The sequence below is a fragment of the Commensalibacter melissae genome (assembly GCF_009734185.1).
In the GTDB taxonomy this organism is placed as follows: domain Bacteria; phylum Pseudomonadota; class Alphaproteobacteria; order Acetobacterales; family Acetobacteraceae; genus Commensalibacter; species Commensalibacter melissae.
This window is the reverse complement of record NZ_CP046393.1, coordinates 94,696-117,271: the sequence shown is the minus strand read 5'-3', so window position 1 is coordinate 117,271 and position 22,576 is coordinate 94,696. Positions and strand designations below refer to the sequence as shown.

At 40.1% G+C, this 22,576-nt stretch carries 16 protein-coding genes; 4 read left to right on the top strand and 12 right to left on the bottom strand.

All coding sequences use genetic code 11. The annotated features are described in order from the left end of the window. Positions 1 to 71: 71 nt before the first annotated feature. From nifJ to tkt, 5 genes are all read right to left on the bottom strand, one after another. A complete protein-coding gene (nifJ, locus tag GN303_RS00515; protein ID WP_231504040.1) occupies positions 72 to 3,647 on the bottom strand; it encodes a pyruvate:ferredoxin (flavodoxin) oxidoreductase in 3,576 nt (1,191 codons plus the stop codon). Positions 3,648 to 3,696: 49 nt separating this feature from the next. Continuing rightward, positions 3,697 to 5,325, bottom strand: coding sequence for an NAD(P)-binding protein (locus GN303_RS00510; RefSeq protein WP_110439284.1), 1,629 nt, complete (start codon positions 5,323 to 5,325; stop codon positions 3,697 to 3,699). A 257-nt stretch (positions 5,326 to 5,582) separates the two neighbouring features. Continuing rightward, complete coding sequence (gnd, locus tag GN303_RS00505; RefSeq protein ID WP_110439283.1) at positions 5,583 to 6,566, bottom strand: phosphogluconate dehydrogenase (NAD(+)-dependent, decarboxylating); 984 nt, start codon at positions 6,564 to 6,566, stop codon at positions 5,583 to 5,585. A gap of 72 nt (positions 6,567 to 6,638) precedes the next feature. Next, on the bottom strand, positions 6,639 to 9,479 hold the full coding sequence (locus GN303_RS00500) for a bifunctional transaldolase/phosoglucose isomerase (protein WP_110439282.1): 2,841 nt from the start codon (positions 9,477 to 9,479) through the stop codon (positions 6,639 to 6,641). Positions 9,480 to 9,549: 70 nt separating this feature from the next. After that, on the bottom strand, positions 9,550 to 11,604 hold the full coding sequence (gene tkt, locus GN303_RS00495; protein WP_110439281.1) for a transketolase: 2,055 nt from the start codon (positions 11,602 to 11,604) through the stop codon (positions 9,550 to 9,552). Between the two features lie 391 nt (positions 11,605 to 11,995). On the opposite strand from tkt, the gene GN303_RS00490 reads away from it, so the two are divergent. The 3 genes from GN303_RS00490 (at position 11,996) to GN303_RS00480 (ending at position 15,243) form a co-directional block, all read left to right on the top strand. Continuing rightward, the gene (locus GN303_RS00490; RefSeq protein WP_110439280.1) at positions 11,996 to 12,529 is read left to right on the top strand and encodes an ankyrin repeat domain-containing protein; all 534 of its coding nucleotides are present in this window, start codon (positions 11,996 to 11,998) and stop codon (positions 12,527 to 12,529) included. Positions 12,530 to 12,560: 31 nt separating this feature from the next. Further along, on the top strand, positions 12,561 to 13,631 hold the full coding sequence (hisC, locus tag GN303_RS00485; RefSeq protein ID WP_110439335.1) for a histidinol-phosphate transaminase: 1,071 nt from the start codon (positions 12,561 to 12,563) through the stop codon (positions 13,629 to 13,631). A 70-nt stretch (positions 13,632 to 13,701) separates the two neighbouring features. Further along, complete coding sequence (locus tag GN303_RS00480; RefSeq protein WP_110439279.1) at positions 13,702 to 15,243, top strand: carbohydrate porin; 1,542 nt, start codon at positions 13,702 to 13,704, stop codon at positions 15,241 to 15,243. Between the two features lie 66 nt (positions 15,244 to 15,309). On the opposite strand, the gene dhaL is transcribed toward GN303_RS00480, so the two are convergent. From dhaL to GN303_RS00455, 5 genes are all read right to left on the bottom strand, one after another. Further along, positions 15,310 to 15,954, bottom strand: coding sequence for a dihydroxyacetone kinase subunit DhaL (gene dhaL / locus GN303_RS00475; protein ID WP_110439278.1), 645 nt, complete (start codon positions 15,952 to 15,954; stop codon positions 15,310 to 15,312). A gap of 5 nt (positions 15,955 to 15,959) precedes the next feature. Beyond that, positions 15,960 to 16,958, bottom strand: a complete 999-nt coding sequence (locus tag GN303_RS00470) for a dihydroxyacetone kinase subunit DhaK (RefSeq protein WP_110439334.1) — start codon at positions 16,956 to 16,958, stop codon at positions 15,960 to 15,962. Between the two features lie 35 nt (positions 16,959 to 16,993). Further along, positions 16,994 to 17,749: an SDR family oxidoreductase gene (locus tag GN303_RS00465; RefSeq protein ID WP_110439277.1), complete on the bottom strand. Its 756-nt coding sequence runs from the start codon at positions 17,747 to 17,749 to the stop codon at positions 16,994 to 16,996. An 18-nt stretch (positions 17,750 to 17,767) separates the two neighbouring features. After that, entirely contained in the window at positions 17,768 to 19,045 is a 1,278-nt protein-coding gene (locus GN303_RS00460; protein ID WP_231504039.1) for an MFS transporter, read from the bottom strand. Between the two features lie 64 nt (positions 19,046 to 19,109). Further along, a complete protein-coding gene (locus tag GN303_RS00455) occupies positions 19,110 to 20,225 on the bottom strand; it encodes an MDR/zinc-dependent alcohol dehydrogenase-like family protein (protein ID WP_231504038.1) in 1,116 nt (371 codons plus the stop codon). Between the two features lie 210 nt (positions 20,226 to 20,435). Here GN303_RS00455 and rpiB point away from each other — a divergent pair, with 210 nt between their 5' ends. Then, entirely contained in the window at positions 20,436 to 20,894 is a 459-nt protein-coding gene (rpiB, locus tag GN303_RS00450; RefSeq protein ID WP_110439275.1) for a ribose 5-phosphate isomerase B, read from the top strand. Positions 20,895 to 20,961: 67 nt separating this feature from the next. Here rpiB and GN303_RS00445 read toward each other — a convergent pair whose 3' ends face one another. Both GN303_RS00445 and GN303_RS00440 read right to left on the bottom strand, forming a co-directional pair. Next, the gene (locus GN303_RS00445; protein ID WP_110439274.1) at positions 20,962 to 21,285 is read right to left on the bottom strand and encodes a DUF1971 domain-containing protein; all 324 of its coding nucleotides are present in this window, start codon (positions 21,283 to 21,285) and stop codon (positions 20,962 to 20,964) included. A 72-nt stretch (positions 21,286 to 21,357) separates the two neighbouring features. After that, complete coding sequence (locus GN303_RS00440) at positions 21,358 to 22,413, bottom strand: Gfo/Idh/MocA family protein (RefSeq protein WP_231504037.1); 1,056 nt, start codon at positions 22,411 to 22,413, stop codon at positions 21,358 to 21,360. Positions 22,414 to 22,576: the final 163 nt, after the last annotated feature.

The window sequence follows — 22,576 nt, the reverse complement described above, 5'->3', positions numbered from 1 at the left end:
GTCAAAATATAAAAACACCCCTCGACCGCAATCGTCAAGGAGTGTCATCAATCACATATTTTAATTTAGTCTCAATGTTTTAATCCCAATACAACAGGATTGACTTCATCCGTTTCAATTGATGCCAGGGCCTCATATTGTTTATAACGACGGTCAATTGCCTTTTGTGCATTTTCCATAATTTCCTCGGCATCATTCGGACGTATCCGTTTTAGATTCCGATATCTGATTTCATTACCCGCATATTCTTTTAAAGCAATACGTGGTCTGGCTGAATCCAGTTGGAAAGGATTTTTACCAATTTTCCGCATCATAGGATCAAAACGGAATAATGGCCAATAACCAGATGCTGTCGCCAATTTTTGTTGGGTCAATCCATGACGCATATCTATTCCCTGTCCAATGCAGTGGCTGTAGGCAATGATCAACGATGGCCCATCATAAGCTTCGGCCTGGCGAAATGCTTTTAGGGTATGTTGCGGATTGGAACCCAGAGCAACCTGGGCAACATAGACATTATCATATGTCATGGCCATTAACGCCAAATCTTTACGAATTGTTTCTTTTCCCTTTGATGCAAATTTGGCAATTGATCCGAACGGTGTCGCCTTTGAGGCCTGACCTCCTGTATTGGAATACATCTCTGTATCCAGCACGAGGATATTGACATTTTCACCTGACGCTAAAACATGATCCAAACCACCGTAACCAATGTCATAGGCCCAACCATCTCCACCAACAATCCAGATACTGCGACGGATAAAGTAATCAGCCAATGCCAATAAACGTTTTGCATCATCACTCTTAAGGCGAGCTAAACGTGTCTTCAGCATTTTTACCCGTGAACGTTGGGCCTGAATTTCAGATTCTTCTTTCTGTGATGAATTCAAAATCGCATCAGCCAGATCCGTACCGACCTCTTCCCTCAATCGCTTCAATAAATAACTGGCCACTTCTAGCTGTTTGTCAACAGCAATCCTAAAACCCAATCCAAATTCGGCATTATCTTCAAACAAAGAATTGGACCAGGCTGGGCCCTGTCCTTCTCCATTTACAGACCAGGGCGTTACAGGCAGATTGCCACCATAGATTGATGAACAACCAGTCGCGTTGGCAACTTGCAAGCGATCTCCAAACAACTGGGTCAATAATTTCAGGTAAGGCGTTTCCCCACATCCGGCACAGGCACCAGAAAACTGAAATAAAGGTTCCAGAAACTGCACACCCCGTACATTCGAAAAATTAACTTTGCTACGATCATCAACCGGTAAAGTTTCAAAAAACAAAATATTCCTTTTTTCTCTTTCAAGCAGGGATTCCTTTGCTGTCATATTGATTGCCTTAGTTTCGGGCTCAATAGGACTTTTCGCTGGACATACATCAACACACAAAGTACACCCTGTGCAATCCTCCACGTAAAATTGCAAAGTATAATTAATATTTGGATATCCCCTAACTTTTAAAGGTGCCGTCTTAAATCCCTCTGGTGCTTTTTCCAGATAACGATCATGGTAAGTTTTGGAACGTATCACACTATGTGGACAAACATAGCTGCACTGACCACATTGCACGCACAGATCCTCTCGCCATTCAGGAACAAAATCCGAAACGTTACGTTTTTCATAAACGGCTGTTCCGGAAGGAAAAGTTCCATCTGCCGGGATCAAGCTTACTGGAATTTGATCCCCCTTGCCCGCAAACATAGGAGCAATAACCTTATGAACAAACTCTGGTGCATCTGCTGGAATAGGACATTCAAGATCGATATTGCTTGATACACGGTCTGGAACCCTTACTTGCTGTAAGCTATCGCAGGCTGCATCAACAGCCCTATAATTTTGCTGTACAACATCCTCACCTTTTACAAGATAGGTTTTCCTGATCGAATGTTTGATATATTCAATCGCTTTATCCCTTGGAAGAATATCCGAAATTGCAAAAAAACAGGTTTGCAAAATCGTATTGGTGCGCATACCCAACCCAACTTCTTGGGCAACTTTTGAAGCATTAACAACGTAAAATCTTAATTTCTTTTCAATAATACGCTGTTGTACCAAACGAGGTAAATGTTGCCAAATTTCATCTGCATTATAATGCGCATTCAGCAGAAAAACTCCACCTTCCACCACATGTTCAAGAATATCCTGACGATAAAGAAAATGAAAATGATGACACCCAACAAAATCGGCACGTTGAACCAGATAGGCCGCCTTGATCGGAATTTTACCAAAACGTAAATGGGACACAGTCTGCGCACCGGATTTATGAGAATCATAAACAAAATACCCCTGTGCATATTCCCCTGCATCCTCAGCAATAATTTTCACGCTATTTTTGTTGGCCCCAACGGTTCCATCCGCACTCAATCCAAAAAACATGGCGCGTTTAATTTGATCACTATCAATTGTAAAGGATGAATCATAGGTTAAACTGTTATGGGTTAAATCATCCTGGATACCGACTGTAAAACCATGTCGAGGATTCTCTGTCTTTAACTCATCAAATACGGCCTTGACCATTGCAGGGGTGAAATCCTTGGATGAAAGACCATACCTACCACCGATAATCAAGGGCAAATCCCTTCTTTTCCCCCTTGAGACAGCCTCGGCCAAAGTCGCCATCACATCTAAATATAAAGGTTCCCCCAACGCACCTGATTCTTTTGTGCGATCCATAACTGCAATTCGTTTGACTGAAGTAGGCAGGAATTCGAGAAATTTTTCTGAAGGAAAAGGACGATAGAGACGAATTTTTAAAACACCAACAGATTCCCCCTGTTTTATGAGGGCTTCAGCTGTATTGTCAGCAGTTTCGGCAGCGGATCCCATCAATACGATAACATGCTCTGCCCGAGAATCCCCAACATATTCAATCAGATCATGGTAACGCCCTGTTAAATCCCCTAAACGCTTTACGTATTTTTCAACAAGTTTGATAACCCGGTTGTAATATGGATTAACCGCTTCACGTGCCTGGAAAAATGTGTCAGGATTATGAGCCGTTCCTCTAATAAAGGGTTTTTCGGGATTTAGGGCCCGTTCACGATGTGCAATGACAAATTCATCATCGATCATTTTAGCCATAATCTCATCAGATATGATATCCAATGTGTTTAATTCATGAGACGTACGAAAACCATCAAAAAAATGAATGAAAGGTACACGTGCCTCCAATGTAACAGCATGCATAATCAAAGCCAAATCATGGGCTTCCTGGACTGATGCAGAACAGCACATGCCAAAACCTGTCATTCTGCTTGCCATGACATCAGAATGATCCCCGAAAATTGACAGGGCAGAAGTTGCAACAGAACGTGCTGCCACATGAAAAACCGTCGAGGTCAATTCACCAGCGATCTTGAACATGTTTGGCAACATCAACAACAATCCCTGTGATGCCGTAAAGGTTGTTGTTAACGCCCCTGTTTGTAAAGAGCCATGTACTGCTCCTGCAGCACCACCCTCACTTTGCATTTCCTGAACAAGGGGAATATTTCCCCAAATATTTTTAATTCCCTTTGCCGCCCATTCATCAATATGCTCAGCCATCGGGGATGAGGGCGTAATCGGAAATATGGCACAAACCTCATTAACACGATAAGCAATATGGGCAACTGCAGTATTGGCGTCCATTATTGTATTAGTCATCTATAACCATCCTCTCTTGAGACGTTATCTGCATATAATATTAATATATTTAGATATTTTCAGCTGTCATATCAATTGCTTGGCATGGACAGGATTCAAAACAGACCGCACATCCCGTGCAACGATCCATATCCAGTAAATACCCTTTTCCCACTCCGGCTTTGGTTAAAGCATCCTCTGGACAAGCTGCCAGACAGTTATCACACTCATAGCAATTTCCACAGGAAAGACAGCGTTTGGCTTCATACAGAGCTTCCTTTTCATTAAAACCGATTAATGTTTCCGTAAATCCAACACGCTTTTCAACAGGCAATTCCTTTTGTAGGATCTGAGGTGTATCCTCCAATAAGGGAAGATGTAAATCCGTATAATAGGTAATCGGATTTTTTGGGGATACAATAAAGGGTTTATTATCCAGCCAAGCATTAATGAACCGAGCAGCCTTTTTACCAGAACCCACAGCATTCGTGATACTTCGAGGACCGTCAATAGCATCCCCGCCCGCAAATATGCCAGAAACCCCAGTCATCATCTGGGCATCAATAACCAGAGTCCCCTTTGAATCAAATTCTATTCCTTCAATATTTTGCAAAAAATGATTATCAGGTTGCTGTCCCAATGCCATAATAACGGTATCCATCTGTATTTCCTCCATCTCCTCGGATGGTTCCGGACGAGCATCCTGGCCAATGATCATTTTCCGTAAAATTACCCTGTCTTTAAAAACAGAATCAATTGTCCTCATACATTTAAATTGAGTACCTTCTGCCTCTGCATCCTTAATCTCAAATTGATGCGCCTCCATATGCGAACGATCCCAAAAGAAAATAACCGTTACTTTTTGCGCCCCTGCACGAAAGGCTGTTCGAGCGGCATCCATCGCTGTATTTCCGGCTCCATAGACCAAAACGTTTTTACCGATTTTTGGATTTTTCCCAGCATTGACATCACCCAAAAACTCTATGGCTGACAAAAGACGCGCTTCCTTATCAATTGGAATATTTAACAAACTTGGTTTTGTAGCCCCTATTGCCAAAAAGACCGCATCAAACCGTTCCTCCTGCTTTTCTTTCAATAAGTCCCTCACTGGATCATTACATCTGATCTTGACCCCCATCTGTTCAATCCGATGAATATCAAGCTTTAGAATATCCCTCGGTAAACGATAAGCGGGAATGCCATAACGCATCATGCCTCCAGGTTCAGGAAAAGCCTCACGTATTACAACTTCATGCCCCATACGACACAAATGATAAGCTGCAGATAACCCCCCAGGTCCAGCTCCAACAATTAAAATACGTTTACGATTAGGATTATCTGCAACGGAAACTTGCCATCCCCGGTCATTAGCCATATCCCCCAAAAACCGTTCAACAGCGTGAATGGTGACAGATCCATCCAATTCTTTACGATTACATGAACCTTCACATGGATGATAACATGCCCGCCCGTGAACTGCAGGCATGGGATTATTATCAAGAATATGTTCCCAAGCCTCTCTAAACTTTCCCTCTTGAGCAAGGGAAAGCCACCCTTGTATATCCTCACCGGCGGGACAAGCATAATTACATGGTGGTAAATGGCGATTATAAACAGGATATAATTTCCTTACCGGCCCACCAAACTGTTGTTGAGTCATATCAATGACCGGACTCATATCGTGATGTTTTGTTCCCATTAGATGATACCCTTAAATTATATCTTGTAGATTTTTATAATCTTTATGAAAAACCATTATGCTTATGTATGTTGTTAGAAAATTATTATGTCATAAACCATTCAATAGCGAATTTTGTTTAACGTAATGTTAGTAAAATAAATTTGATTTATTTCACTAACTCCATATATTCCTTATATATTTTGTATAAAATTTATAAAAAAAAAGCCTTAATCCTCACGATTAAGGCCTTTCCCAATGAAATTGGAAAATTTATATTATTTCTTTTCTACATGGCCACCAAAACCAAAACGCATTGCTGACAACATCTTTTCGCCAAACGTATTTCCTGAACGGGAACGAAAACGGGTGAATAAAGCGGAAGTTATAACGGGGGCAGGAACAGCCTCTTCAATTGCGGCTTCAATGGTCCAGCGCCCTTCTCCCGTATCTGCAACATCACCTTTAAAACCTGCAAGAGTACCATCCTTTGCAAGCGCATCCGCACATAAATCCAACAACCATGATGGAATAACGCTGCCACGACGCCATACTTCTGCAATATCTGCCATATTCAAATCAAAACGTTCATCTTCGGGTAAACGATCTGACCCTTTGGTACGCATGATATCAAACCCTTCTGCATAGGCCTGCATCATACCGTATTCGATACCGTTATGAACCATTTTGACAAAATGTCCAGAACCTGCGGGACCACAATGAAGGTAACCTTTTTCCGCACGGGGATTCAAATTGGCATTACGTCCCTTTGTACGTGGAATATCGCCCATTCCAGGAGCCAAAGAGTCCAAAATCGGATCAATATGGTCAACAGCTTCCTTACTGCCACCATACATCATGCAATATCCACGTTCCAGGCCCCAAACGCCACCGGAAGTTCCAACATCAACATAGTGAATACCCTTTGCTTCCAGCATTTTTGCACGACGTATGTCATCTTTATAGAACGTGTTTCCACCGTCAATAACGATATCCCCTTTATTTAACATATCTCCAAGACTTTTGATTGCCTGTTCTGTCACTTCACCACAAGGCAGCATAATCCAAACAATTTTTGGGGAAGGCAATGCTTCTACCAAAGATTTCAAATCATCGACAATGGTACTTTTAGGAGCTTGATTATGAATTTCCTCACTTTTGCTGCGCGTACGATTTAACAGAACAACTTCATGACCATGACGAGCCAAACGAATTGCCATGTTACCACCCATTCTGCCCAAGCCATACATACCTAGTTTCATAGTTAATTTCTCCATTTTCATCACAATAAGTTTATATCTTGCGGTAATCGTAAGATATAAACGTTGATTAATCTACAGAATATTTAAAATTGATTGGCTTAATTTATCCAATCCAACTTTCATATTCCCTTTTACATGAATACGGATAACCCTTCTATCCCGTCCCGATAATACGTCGAAATCACCACGAGCTTGTGCTTCCTTCACAATTCCAAATGTGTATTTTTCACCGGGAACAGGCAAATCATGATCATCATCGGCAGTGATCTGTAAAAATACACCACTATTTGGTCCACCCTTATAAGCCTGTCCAGTTGAATGCAAAAACCGGGGACCGAATTCAGCCGCTGTTGCAACCTTTTTCTTGTCTCTTATAGCCAGACGTAATTTCTGGATCCACTCCCGTGTTGCCAAATCACGTTCAATATAGGCCAAAACAGCAACATAATCCCCTGCAACAATTTCATTGAAAAAGCTTTTCAAGGCTTCGGAGATTGTGGAAAGACCTTTTAATTTTGCAATTTCAACCTTACCTGCATAAAGATCAAACCCTTGCTCTTGAACGATTGGGGTAATAACGGGAAGAGAACCTTTTTCATTATAAGCAGTTGTAATTTTCTTGGTTTCAATCTTACTGGCTTCAACATCGGGTTGATCAAAAGGATTAATTCCAATGAAGGCACCCGCCACAGCGGTTGCAAATTCAGTTTGGAAAAAAGTCTGAACAATCTGTGCTTTATCATGTAGATTTATTGTCACAACAGGCTGTTGAGCCGCTTTTAATTCAGCAATCGCTTTTTCCTGTTGAGGATCAATCTTATTCTCCAACCGTAAATAGATAAATAAACGATCCTTTCCATAGACAGATGGTACAGTCAAGGTTTCCTCATCTATAGGAATGATTCCTTTACCAACCTTACCCGTTGATTCTGCCAAAAGTTGCTCAAGCCATGAACCTAAGGAGCCAATATCAGGTGAGGCTATGATTGTAAATTTATCCCGTTTGAATTCAGCAACACCAACCCCGAAAATTGTCCCGAGTTGAACTCCCGGATTTTGTGCTGGTGGAGATCCTGCAGAACAAGCTTTTTCCATTCGTTGGGCCGAATACAGGATTTCCTGTAAAGGCAATCCCGCCGCGGCTGCGGGAACAATTCCAAAATTAGATAAAACGGAATAACGCCCACCGATTGATTTCAAGCCGTAAAAGATTTTCCAGAAACCATCCTGCTTGGCCACATCTTCCATATGGGAACCCGGATCGGTGACCGCAACAAAATGCTGCCCCACTTTGTCACCCAGCACCTTTTTGGCTTCATTGAAAAAATACGCCTTAAGAATATTAGGCTCCAGAGTGCTGCCTGATTTCGAAGAAACAATAAACAGGGTTGTCGCAATTGTCACTTTCTGCTGGAAGCTGTGCACTTGCTGTGGATCAGTGCTATCCAGGACATGAAGACGCGGAAAACCAGCCTGATGTCCAAAAACCTCTCCTAGAACTTCAGGACCAAGACTTGATCCGCCCATACCTAGTAAAAGGATATCGGTAAAACCTCTATTCCTGACTTCTTTTTGGAATTCCTCCAGTTCAGCAAGATTTTCAACCTGTTGATCAACAATATCAAGCCAACCGAGCCATTTATTCTCATCCTTTCCCGTCCAGACAGAAGATTCACGATCCCACAGTTTACGGACTGTACCATTCTTACGCCATTTATCCAGACCAGTTTTTACAGCGGTTTCATAATCTGAAGGTAAATCAGACTGCAAATGAGTTAGCTTATTCCCCTGTAATATCATCTGCTTTTCACCAACAGAACCCAATAATTGATCAAAAGCGTCGGCAAATGAATTAACACCGTCTTCCAATAACTGATCCGTAACTTTTTTTAAATCAAGGTTCAAATGTTCAGCCTCAGCCAGAATCTTTTTAGCTTCATCAATATTTTGTTCCAGGGTGTCAGCCACAGTACCATGATCTCTAAAAGCATCCATGGTGGCAGGTGGAATTGTATTGACAGTATCCCTACCAATCAGTTGATCAACATAAATAGTGTCTGGAAATGTCTTATCCTTGCAACTTGTACTGGCCCATAATAAACGTTGGGGTTTCGCCCCTGCAGCCTCAAGTTTTTTCCATCGGTCACTTTGCATCACTTCAAGATAATGCTGATAAGCAAGTTTTGCATTTGCAATGGCAACCTTGCCACGAATAGCTTTTAATGCACCGCTTTCCTTATCCCCTGCGGCGATCCTTTGATCAATTTGCTTATCAATGGCCGTATCAATACGACTAATAAAGAAAGAGGCCACACTGGCAATATGCGCAATATGATGCCCCTTGGCAAGATGCGCTTCAAGCCCCTTGATATACGCTTCAAGAACCTGTTTGTACATATCCAAGGAAAATAGTAAAGTTACATTAACATTGATTCCCTCGGCAATGGCCCCTTCAATAGCGGCAATACAAGGTGCTGTTGCTGGAATCTTGATCATAAGATTCTTTTCAGCAACCCTTTTCCATAATCGGCGTGCGTCTTCCAATGTTGCATGCCCGTCCATAGCGATATATGGAGAAACCTCCAAACTGACATATCCATCCAGCCCATGGGTTTTTTCCCATACAGGATACAATACTGAACAGGCCGCACGGATATCATCAATCGCCATTGTTTCATATAAGGTAACAACATCGGTGATTCCCGAAGAAATCAGTTGTTTAAATTGTTCATCGTAGTCAGTGCCATGCCCCATTGCCTTTTCAAAAATTGAAGGATTGGAAGTAACGCCCTTTAATCCATCTTCATCAACCAGTTTTTTTAACCCACCGCTTTGTGTAAATGAACGCTGGATAAAATCTAGCCAAGGTGATTGTTTATACTGTTCTAATTTAATGAGAGGGTTTTCAACCATTTCTATTTCTTTCCTTAAATATGCTGCGACAAAAAATCCTTCTTAATAAATTAAGAAGGATTCACTACATTTACCTTGTCAATTGTTCCTGTGCCGCTTGTAAAACAGCTTCAAGAGTAAACCCGAATTTTTTCTGTAAATCACTATAGGGAGCAGAGGCACCAAAACCACGCATAGCGATGATTGCACCGGTTGTTCCAGCATAACGATCCCATCCAATGGGAGATCCCTGTTCAACCGCGACACGTGCTGTTATACTAGGAGGCAAAACCTGATCACGATAAGACTTGGACTGTTCTTCAAAAAGTTCCCATGAGGGCATTGAAACAACCCGAACCTTTTTTCCGGATTTTGTTAAAACCTGATAAGCTTCCATAATCAAACCAACCTCGCTTCCTGTCGCCATGAGAATCAAGTCTGGCTTACCTTCACAATCCGCAACAACATAAGCACCCTTTTTAAGCCCTTCTGCCGAAGCATATTGATGGCGGTCAATTGTTGGCAAATTCTGACGACTTAATGCAAGAATGACTGGTTTAGAATTTTCCTGCATCGCATATTTCCATGCCTCGACAACCTCGTTTGCATCGGCGGGCCGAAAGACAACAAGATTAGGCGTTGCCCTGAAGTGAACCAACTGCTCAACTGGCTGATGTGTCGGACCGTCCTCACCAACCCCGATACTATCATGCGTAAAAATATATATGACTGGCAAATGCATCAATGCAGACAAACGGATGGGATTTTTCATATAGTCAGAAAAAATGAAAAATCCTGCGGCATACGAACGCAAACCGCTTAAGGCCATTCCGTTGACAATTGCCCCCATAGCATGTTCACGAACACCAAAATGAAAATTCCGTCCATCATATGTGCCGCCATAAGCAGGATTCTGAAAAACTCCAGCCCCTTCAAAATCCAGATTGCTTTTATTAGAGGGGGCAAGATCAGCAGACCCACCGATTAACCAGGGAACATTCTTCGCAATGGCATTCAATACCTTTCCTGAGCTGGACCGCGATGCAACCCCTTTGGCATCAGGCGCAAAAATTGGAATATCCTTGTCCCATCCCTTTGGTAGGCGATGATTTAAAATATCCTCGATCTCTTGACCCAACTCGGGATATTTTACCTTATAATCCGCAAACAGCGTATGCCATTTTTGATAGGCTGCAGCTCCTCTTTTACCAATATTGGCTTTAAAATGATCCATTACACCATCAGGGACAAAGAAATCTTTGTCTTCAGGCAAACCAAGATTCTTTTTGGTCGCTTTAACTTCTTCCACCCCGAGCGGTTCACCATGCGCTACTGATTTTCCCGCTTTATTAGGAGACCCATACCCGATAACACTATCAATGACGATAAAACTTGGCACGGCTTTATTTTGACGCGCTTGATTAATCTTATTTTGGAAATCATCGATATCGTTACCATCTTTTACATGATAGATTTTCCATCCTGCAGCTTCAAAACGTTTTTCAACATTTTCTGTAAAGGCAATATTGATATTGCCCTCGATCGTAATACGGTTCCGATCATATACCCAGATAAGGTTACCTAACTTCAAATGTCCTGCAAGAGAAGCCGCCTCATAGGAAATCCCCTCCATAAGATCACCATCACCGCAAAAGGCATAGACGTGATAATCGAACAATGGAAATTCTGGTCGATTATAACGTGCAGCAAACCATTCCTGGGCAATCGCCATCCCCACAGACGTTGCAATCCCTTGAGCTAAAGGTCCTGTTGTGGTTTCAATTCCGGTGGTATGCAAATACTCTGGATGACCGGGCGTTTTTGAATTGAGCTGTCTGAATTGACTTAAATCTTCAAGGGTTAAGGCTGGTTTGTTTTCCACTTTACCTTGACGTGTCACTTCCTTAATACCGCTTAAATGAATCATGGCATATAAAAGGGAACAGGCATGACCACCTGACAAAACAAAACGATCTCGGGCCGGCCACAATGGATTCGCAGGATCATAATTTAAAATATTATTCCATAAGGCATATGTCGCGGGTGCCAAGTCAAGCGGCGTACCTGGATGACCAGAGTTAGCTTTCTGCACTTGATCAATTGCAAGTCCACGAATGGTATTAATACATACCTTATCCATATTCATTCAAGTCTCTCCATCAAACAACTTTTAAAATAACTTCGTTAATCATAAATTTAATCGTTTTTTTAAATCAATTTATATCACCCAATAAAAAAGGAAAAAAAATCGATTGTTCAAATTACAAAAATTTTATCCTACAAAGCTATCAATTAACTTAAGATTGAATTGTTAATATTCCGATAAATTCTGACCCCTGCCAAATGTTCAATTAATAAAACATTTTATCTGTAATCAATTTTATCGATTATATTAAATTATATTAAAATCATACACTTTTATAAAACTTTCTCCTATAAAAGAAATCTTATTTTTCTTGATCTTTCTTTTTTATACGCGGCACTATAAAATAAAAACCAGATTTTTGTTTATTAACTCTCAATAATATGGCAATACCATGACGGTTTCATCTTCTCTTGATTCTAGTTCTTCCCCCGAATTCACTTCACAGGAAATAGAAACGCTTTATTTCAATTCTGCTAGAGAAGGTTCACTTCCTTTGCTTGAAGAATTCATCGTCGCGGGTATGAATATCAATCATCAGAATGAAAAAGGATATACTCCTCTCATCTTAACCACTTACAATAATCATCATGATGCAACGGCTTTCCTATTAAAAAGCGGGGCAAATACTGATCTGCAGGATAAAACAGGTGCAACGGCTTTAATGGGCGTAGCTTTCAAAGATCATGTTGAAATGGCCAATCTTTTAATTAAGGCTGGTGCCTCGGTTGATATTCCCAATAATCTAGGACGCACACCTTTGATGTTTGCAATCCTTTTTAACCGAAACGACATGACTGAAATTTTATTAAAAGCCGGGGCGAACCCTCTGCACGCCGATGGGGAAGGCATTACACCCTTAAAACTTGCAGAACAACAGGGGAATAAACATCTAATATACTTACTTGAAAACTATCAAAACATTTAAATTTCATAATTTTTTAAATAGGTATATCCTTATGCAAAATCGTTATTGGAGTTCTTTTGTCAAAAATTTAGTTCCTTACACACCTGGGGAACAACCCAAGGTAAATAATCTTATCAAACTTAATACAAATGAAAATGCGTATGATATATCCCCCAGCGTATTAAAAGCCATACAGACAAATACCAACAATTTATTAAAATTGTATCCCGATCCTACATCCCAGGCCCTTTGTCAATCCTTGGCTGATTTACACCATGTCCAACCAGACCAGGTTTTCGTCGGCAATGGCTCTGATGAGGTACTTGGATTTGCCTTTCATGCCTTATTAAAACATGAAAAACCTGTTCTCTTTCCAGATATAACCTATAGTTTTTACCCTGTTTACTGCAATCTTTTCAATATTGACTATAAAACCATTCCCCTAACCGGAAATTTCAAGATTGACCTTGAACAATATGATGCAGAGGACGCTTGCGGGATCGTCATTGCCAACCCCAACGCTCCAACTGGCTTGCTGATTGACCAGGAGACAATCCGGCATTACCTTGAAACACACCCTGAACAAATTGTTATTATCGATGAAGCCTATATAGATTTTGGTGGAAAATCGATCATTCCCCTTATCAATCAATTTCAAAATCTTCTAGTTGTTCGAACTTTCTCGAAATTTCACGCCTTTGCCGGGTTACGCGTTGGTTATGCAATTGGAAACACACAATTAATTGAGGGTATTAGACGTGTAAAGGACAGCTTTAATTCATATCCCTTAGATCGATTGGCACAAATTGGTGCGATTGCATCAGTAAAAGACATTCAATGGTCTGTTAATAATGCCCGACAGATTATCAAAAACAGAGATTACCTGATCAATGCCCTTTCTGAATTAGGATTCACAACTCTCGATTCAAAATCAAACTTTGTTTTTACATCTCATCCCAAGATATCTGGTGAAGAGCTTGCAATACAGTTAAGAAAAAATAAAATTTTAGTTAGACATTTTAATCTTCCACGCATTCAAAACTGGCTTAGGATAACAATTGGCACAGAAAAAGAATGTCAAATCCTGATACAGGTCATAAGCACAATAATATCAACTAATTGACAATACAAAATAAATAAGATTAACTTTAATTTCGCGTTAATAATAATCATTTGCAATGAAGTGTATTATAATGTCTCATCGCTATTCCCAGCTATTTTTATCAAAAAAAAATAATTTACCCAAAATTGTTTTAATTAATTTTGTTGTATATCAAGCTCTGATTAATCAACATTCAGCACATGCGGTTGGAAATTCCCCTATTGTTAATCAGGGTGCATCTCCATCGACAAATATTAGCGGTGCCACCCCGGTAAAAAAATCCCCTCCACCAGCCACAATCCTTGATAAGGATACAGGTCAGGCACCCGAAAACAACGATATGTTATTGGGAAATATTTTGGGATTACGTTCCCTTATGGCACAATATGGTCTGACCCTCACCCTGGTAGATGTCAATGAGGTATGGGGAAATCCTTATGGGGGCATCAAGCAGGGTGCTGCCTATACAGGTTTGACCACAGTTACCTTGAACTGGGATCCCGAGAAAGTGACAGGAATTAAGAATGGTCTTTTTAACATTAGCGCCCTGCAACTTCGAGGACGGGCTTTTACGGCAGAAAATATAGGAGCCTATAACTCTACCAGTGGTTGGGAAGGCGATCGTTCGACTCGTTTATGGGAGCTATGGTACCAACAGGGATTTTTTGATAATAAAATGACCGTTCGCATCGGGAAATTAAGTTTGGACCAGGAGTTTAACATCAGCGATTATGCAACGCTATTTATTAACTCCTCTTTTGGATGGCCCATGATTCCATCAGTCAATACCTATAGTGGAGGAATTGATTATCCCGTTGCCTCTCCTGCAATCCGTTTCAGTTTCCAACCCAATGATCACTGGACGGACCTTTTTGCAGTTGCGGACAGTAATCCCAACAATGTTTCTTTTTGCAATCCATCCGGACCATTTACCTGTGATCCATATTCCAAGCATCAATCAGGAACACATTTCAATTTTACCACCGGGGTATTCATAACCAATGAAATTCAATATCATCTGAATCCTGGCAATGAAGATGATGAAAAATATACCGCTTATCCTGGAACTTATCGGTTGGGAGCCTATTTTGATAGTTCAAAATTCCCGGATCAACGTTATAACAGGGATGGGAATCCATTAGGAAATCCGGACAACCCCCAAACAATGCTCAACCATCGCCATACCTGGTCAGTTTATGGAATTATGGATCAAATGATATGGAGAAATCCGGGAAACAAAAAAGAATCTCTTGGCATATTTGGAAGAATGCAAGTCAGCCCAACTGACCGTAGCCCCATCAATTATGCAGGAGATGCAGGGATTGTCTATAAGGGACTTCTCAATCGGGAACATGATTCCCTGGGTTTTGGCTGGGGATTTGCCCATACTGGCAATCGTGCCAGACATTATGACCGTGATTACCGCAATTTTGCGGATCCATACTGGTGTATTCGAAAAACAGAACATCATATCGAGCTCGCCTGGCAAATACAGGCCACATCATGGCTAGAGTTAAAACCTGATTTTCAATATGTCTTCCGTTCCGGTGGAGGATTAAATCTTGAGGAAAATAGTAAAAAGAAAATTCCAAATGCCGCCATTTTTGGATTGAGATCTACGGTCAACTTTTAATAAAAGGTTATATACATTATCGATAAATCGATAATGTATATAATTTGTATTTTATTTTTTAAAAATTTAGGGAATTCTTTTCGAAATACTGTCCGCAAGTTGCGTTAACAGCAAACAGCAAGAAGTTGCACCAGCATCTAAAATGCCTTTTGAACGTTCACCCAAACGACTGGCACGACCTATTTTGGCAACAAGATTGCGGGTGGATTCCTTACCATCATGTGCTGCCTGTTTCATAATAATCAAAGCTTCATGAAATGTTTTTCCGGATTCATTCGCTTTTTTGAATCCTTCAATTGCAGGCATCAAAGTATCAACCAAACATTTATCACCCTGTTTGGCAGAACTAATTTCCTGTAATTCATGCAACCCTTTTGAAAGCATTTCCTTGAATTCATTTGAATTCAAGGTACTTTTACCTTGAATTGCCTCAGCCCATCCAGCAAAAATACTGCCATATAAAGGCCCCATTGAACCACCAATCCCCTCCATCAGGGAATCACTTAATATTTCAAAGGCTTCTGACAATGAAAGATTTTTCCCATCAATACGATGTTTGCAAATGTTAAATCCCTTTGCCATGTTGATCCCATGATCACCATCACCGATCGCACCGTCAATCTCACTTAAATAATCACGGTTATTCACGATACAGCTGATTAGATCATCAACAATCTCGGTGCCATTTTCAATTTTAGCCACTTCTGTCATGCCATTTACTCCTGTACCAAACCCAAAGAACGTGCAGGAATATCAATCAGTTTTTTTAATTCCGCATCTAATTTCATAACGGAAAGCGTCACACCCATCATTTCAAGAGAAGTAAAATAATTTCCTACATAACAGCGATGGATCTTGACATTTTTAGCCTTCAAAAGACGTTCAACCTCTGCATAATAGATATAAAGCTCCATAACAGGTGTTGCTCCAAGGCCGGAAACCAGCACGACCACTTCAGATCCGGGTTCAAAAAGACCTTCCTCCATGATTGGATGAAGCATGGTTTCCGCCATCTCTTTTGCCGTTTCTATAGGAACAACCTTGATTCCAGGTTCACCATGATGGCCAATACCCAATTCCATTGTTCCTTTTTCAATATGGAAATTTGGTTTTCCAACTGCAGGAATAGTACAAGAACTCAAGCCAACCCCAATTGAACGACAGTTATTTATTGCTTTTTGGGCAGCGGCAATAACACCATCAAGATCATATCCTTCGGCAGCGGCAGCCCCACCAATTTTCCACATAAGGATTTCACCCGCAACACCGCGGCGTTTCTCTTTTTCACTGGCCGGTGCGGAAGCGACATCATCATTGGCAACAACTGTTTTGACTGTAATACCAGCGGCTGTGGCCTTCTTTATTGCCATCTTGACATTCATATTATCGCCAGCATAATTGCCGTATAAACAAGCAACACCAGCACCTGAATCTGCGGCTTTCATTGCATCCAAAAATGCACCAGCAGTGGGAGAAGAAAAAATTTCCCCAATTGCAACCGCATCAACCATATTTTTACCCACATATCCCAGAAAGGCTGGTTCATGACCGGAACCGCCACCTGTAATAATGCCAACTTTACCTTTTTTTTCTGAACCTGAATATTTTAGAACTCTAGAATTATCCGTTTTTTCAAAAAATTCTGGATGGGCGACGACATATCCCTCGATTGCATCTTCAACGACTAAATCTGGATCATTAATAATTCTGTTCATTGTCATTATTTATTCTCATTATTTTTTATTTCTTTTTATTGAATGGTAAATCCACCATCAATGACTAAATTAGCACCATTCACAATAGATGCTTCAGAGCTGGCAAGATAAACAGCTGCAGCGGCAATCTGTTCGGGTTCAGCAAAACGGCGCATGGGAATTTGCGCCTTCATATCCTCACCAACTTTACCTGCCCATGCTTTTTTCCCAAGTTCCGTCAAAACAACGGTTGGAGAAATCGCATTAACATTGACCCCATGAGGTCCCCATTCCAATGCCAGTACATGTGTCAATCCAATAACACCTGCCTTGCTGGCACAATAAGCAGCATGTTTTTGCAAGGCAATAACCCCCGCCTGTGAAGCCATATTAATAATGGATCCACTCTTTTGTTTTAACATCACGTTTCCCACTGCCTGGGCAACCCAATAGGTACCAGTTAAATTGATATTAATAGTCGCATTCCACATTTCCTCACTGAGCGTTTCAGCTGCATCAAGCAAAGCAACACCCGCACAATTTACAGCAATATCTATACGACCAAAATGATCAACAACTTTTTTTACTGCCTGATCAACCTGTTTTTTATTCGTTACGTCAACCTGGATACCAATAGCATTATCTGGACCTAGATTTTTTGCGACTTGATCAATGGTATCAAGCCGGTCCAACAACGCTACCTTTACACCTTTTTGTAAAAAAGTCCGCACAATCTCGTTTCCAATACCGGCAGCCCCCCCGGTAACAAGTGCAGTTTTACCTGATAAATCAAACATTTGATTTGTTGACATAAATCTCTCCTTAATAGGCTATAATGTTTCTTCTATTGCCACACCAACTTCTCGATCAATTGTTTCATTTTTATATTGTTGAACCTTGACAAAAATCATTAATGCTGCAGCAACAAAATAGAGCCCGATATAAATATACATCACCCCGAAATTACCAATGATCCCTTGAAAAAGCATGACAATTGCATAACCAAAAAAGTAACTCATTCCTGCACCAAAATTAAGAATTGACATGGCCGCACCCTTATTTTCAGGGGCAAGATTTGGCATAATGGCTGATAAAGGGACAAATGCTGCAAGTAATGCACCATATACAGCGGCGCATATTTTTATGGTAAAAAGATCCGCATGAATAGAAATGCAATAGGTATATGCCATAACGCTCAATGCACAGCCTATACAGCCAAACCACATAACAACGTTACGCCACCCCAATTTGTCACTTGCGGCCCCAAAGATAAGATTGAATACAACATTACCCATCCATAAATACACGGCAACTTCAAGCCACGCATTTTCAGCATATCCCATACCGAATAAAAAAGTTGGCATAAAAACTGAAAAACCGTATGCAGCACTTGTATTAATCATTCGGACAAGACCACCAATCCCCACTTTTGGTTTTTCATAAACAATCGTTAAACCTTTTAACAAATGTTTTAATGAATGAGTTTCATCATCTTCTGGATAATTATTTTGGGCAGATTTTTTCCCACTTAGACTCAATGCAATAACAGCACCTACAGCAACAAAAATCAATGCTGTCCACAATAAATGAAGGTTTTCCATATGGAAATAATAAAGCATAATATTTGAATAGCCAGTTCCCAGAACGGAAATCCCACCTGCATAAACAAGCCAGAACATACCGACAGCACCTCCCAACCGTTCACGGGGAGCCTCATATGCAACTGAAACTAGAAAACCATAAGCGAACAGAGGATAAGCAAGTCCCCGCACTGCATAGGTAGGCAATATAACGCTAAAATTATAAGTTGGAATACCAAAAACCAAAAAAAGAAATGACCCTACAAAAAAAAGGACAAGTCCAATGGTCATCACTTTCCGAACCCCGAAAATCTCTGCCAAAACACCTGAAAGCCATGATGAAATGGCAACCATCAATCCATAAACCGTGAAAATGGTAGAAGCCTGATGTGCAGTTAGACCATGCTGTTGTAAAAAGGGAGACAACCAGTTCTGTTCCAGCCCTTCACCAGCCATGAAAATTAATACTCCAAAATAACCCAACATCAATTTTGGAGAAATGAAAAGTCTCTCTATGACTTTGTTCACGTGCAGGTCTCCCTCTTAGTAAATAAATTACTTTCAAATAATTAGATGGCTAAAATTCAATAAATTATAAATTTGGATCGAGTACGACCTTTAAAGAACCCACTCCTTTTTTCATTATGCCAAAAGCTTCTTTAAAATCTTTTAGCGGGAAAACATGCGTTACAACGCCTTCCGTTGGAAAATCACCATTTTGTATTCCCTTGATCACCATGGGATAGCAATAAGGACCCAAATGTGATCCCAAGACATCCAACTCCTTACGATCACTAATGATACTCCAGTCAACCGATACCGGATCTTTGAATACAGAAAATTCAACAAAACGACCAAGTTTGCGAATCATTGACAGACCCTGCTCTACTGATTTGCCTGCACCCGTAGCTTCAATATAAATATCGCAACCATATCCTTCGGTCATATCCTTGATTTTCTTGACGACATCTTCACGGGCTGGATTCATCACGATATCAGCACCGAATTTCTTAGCCAGTGCTAAACGATCATCATTCAAATCAAGAACAACCAGTTTGTCGGGGCCGGATTTTTTCAATGCGCCAATCATACCTAAACCCAGAGTGCCAGCACCAGATAGCACCACAAAATCTCCCAACTTAACACTTGCACGTTGCACGGCATGTAATGAACAGGCATATGGTTCAACCAGAACAGCCTGTTTCATGGGAAGATCATCTGGCAAATGATAGTTAATCGCTTCTTTAGGCAATTTTATATATTCTGCCATGCCGCCATTAACGTTGTTTTGAAAACCGTAAAGATCGTGTTTTTCACACATCCAGTATTCACCACGTTTACAGAAACGGCATTCCCAACAAGGAACAATTTGTTCGGAAATAATACGGTCATTCAGTTTGAAATCTTTGATTTTATCGCCATAGGCAACAACATGCCCAATAAATTCATGACCGGGTATCATGGGAGCCTTAATATAGGCAGGTTGCTTTTCATCCCCCCAAAAACTTGGTGCCCCATCAAATGCTTTGGTATCCCCAGCGCAAATTCCACACGCCTCTACTTTAACAAGAATTTCTTCAGACCCAATTTGTGGTACAGGAACCTCTTCCAAACGGTAATCATGTGGCGCATAAGCAACAATTGCTTTCATTGTCTTGGGAATATTATCTATTTTTGTAATAGAAGGTTTACCGTTTTTTTCCATCATTTTTCTCTGCTCATCTGTAATGTTTACTATGATGATCAGCCAGAATATATTCAAAAACAAATAAACTTCTTGTGATCTTTTAATCTAAATTACTTGTATATTTATTGGTGAAAAACTTTATAAAATACATACTATAAATGGGAATCTTTAAAAATATTTTTAATACACCAATACAATGAAATATTTTGAGAAATTTTAAGGAATATAAAAATGCCTTCTATTGCTATCGGCTGCGATGATGCTGCTGTTGACTTAAAAAATAAAATCGTAGACTGGCTTCAATCCAACAATATTGAAGTGACAGACTACAGTAGCGATTCCAATCGCGATTCAAATCTGTATCCGGATATTGCCTGGTCTGTAGGACAGGCAATCAAGTCCGGCAAACATGAAAGAGGGATTTTGATTTGTGGCACTGGAATAGGAATGGCAATTGTTGCAAATAAGATACCCGGCATTCGTGCGGCTCAATGCCATGATACCTATTCCGCCGAACGGGCCAGAAAAAGCAATAATGCACAAATCATCACATTAGGTGCCCGTGTTATCGGTGAAGAACTGGCAAAAACAATTCTTCAGGCCTGGCTTGATTCTGAATATGAAAAAGGTAGATCAGAGCCTAAGGTAAAAAGAATTGCGTATTACGAAGATAAAGCAATTTCCGAGTAATCCTACATAATTCCATAGACTATTAATTGGTATCGATTAATAGTCTATGGAACAGGAGATACCCGTATCAATCATTTGACGAAACTGTATAAAAAGATAACTGACAGGTCATATCCTCACTGCAGGAAGCGATTTTATGATATTGGCGTGGCTTTATCATTTCAGGTTGATGCACAACTGAATATTCAGTTTCTTTCTCAATTTCTTTTTTATCATTCAAAAATTCCATTACCAAAGATCCTGATAATATCTTTAATTTTGCCCAGACACCCTCTTTTGTATTATGGCATTCCTTGAAAGATTTTGGTAAAGTTTTTACATTCCATATTGGCAAAGTTTTATAGCAAACCAATTTACCATCCCCATAATTCTGTTTTACAGCATTCATCATTTTCTCATTATCTGTTAAAAATAATCATGATTTAGATTCTATACTTAAAATATATTCCAATTTTTTATAAATTTACTCAATTTTATTATCAGACCTATAAAAATCGGGACATTTCAAGACGGGTATTGCAATTTCCTGACCTTTTTTTTGAGATTCAATACAGAATTCGGCCACATAAGTCGCCATATATCCCCGCCATGCGTCCGGACCTTGTAATTTTCCAACCAGACATTCATTAATGAATTCCTGTATTTCAATATTATAGGCTTCCAAAAACCAATCCTGCCAATTTGCCAAAATTTGATCATACCGTTTTTCATGCTGGCATATTGAAACAGCAGCAGGAGCGGGTAAGCTGGCCACACCTTCTTCACCCACAATTTCACATTTGATATCGTAACCATATTGACAGTTTACAAATAATTCCACATTAATTCTGATTCCTGATTGGGTTTCCAAAAGTGCAAACTGAGGATCCTGCAAGCCTTTTGGCGCTTTTGATGTTTTACGGATTGGAATCATACTTACGGTAACAAATTCATCGTTCAACAACCAACGAAATATATCCAGCTCATGAATTAAGGTATCCGTTATAACCATTTCAGATGTAAAATTCTCTGGAGACTCCTGATTCCTATGTGCCGCATGTATCATCAGGATCTGGCCTAATTTTTTATCTTGAATGATTTTTTTCAGTTCTTGATATCGCCGATCATAAGAGCGCATAAATCCAACCTGAACTAAACGTTTTCCATATGTTTGCTCAGCCTCAATGATCGCTTGACATTCCTCGATTGTCGTTGCCAGCGGCTTTTCACAAAAAATGAATTTTTTTGCCTCAATGCCAGACAATATATATTCCGCATGGGTTTTACCTGAAGAGGCAATGATAATTGCATCCACCTCTTTCGCTTGAATCAAATCGTTCCCTGATTCATATGCTTTAGCATCCAATCCATATGTGGAAATGGCATTCTGTGCAGATTTTTTATCAATGTCACTGACAGCAACAACCTCGACCCCTGATAAAAAGTTCGCACATCGTTTGATATGATCCTGACCAATAGCTCCAGTACCAATGATTCCAATCTTTAACGTTTTGTTACCTGATATTTGTTTAATCATCATCGAACTCTTTTCTTGGATTTTTTTATTTAAACAAAATGACAAAAAATTAAATAAAATATTTCTGTCATTATCCAATTAAATGTAATAGTTATATAAACTACTGAACTGTAATAACAATAAAACTATTTATAATTACGAACAAATATTTTTTTATTAAAAATTG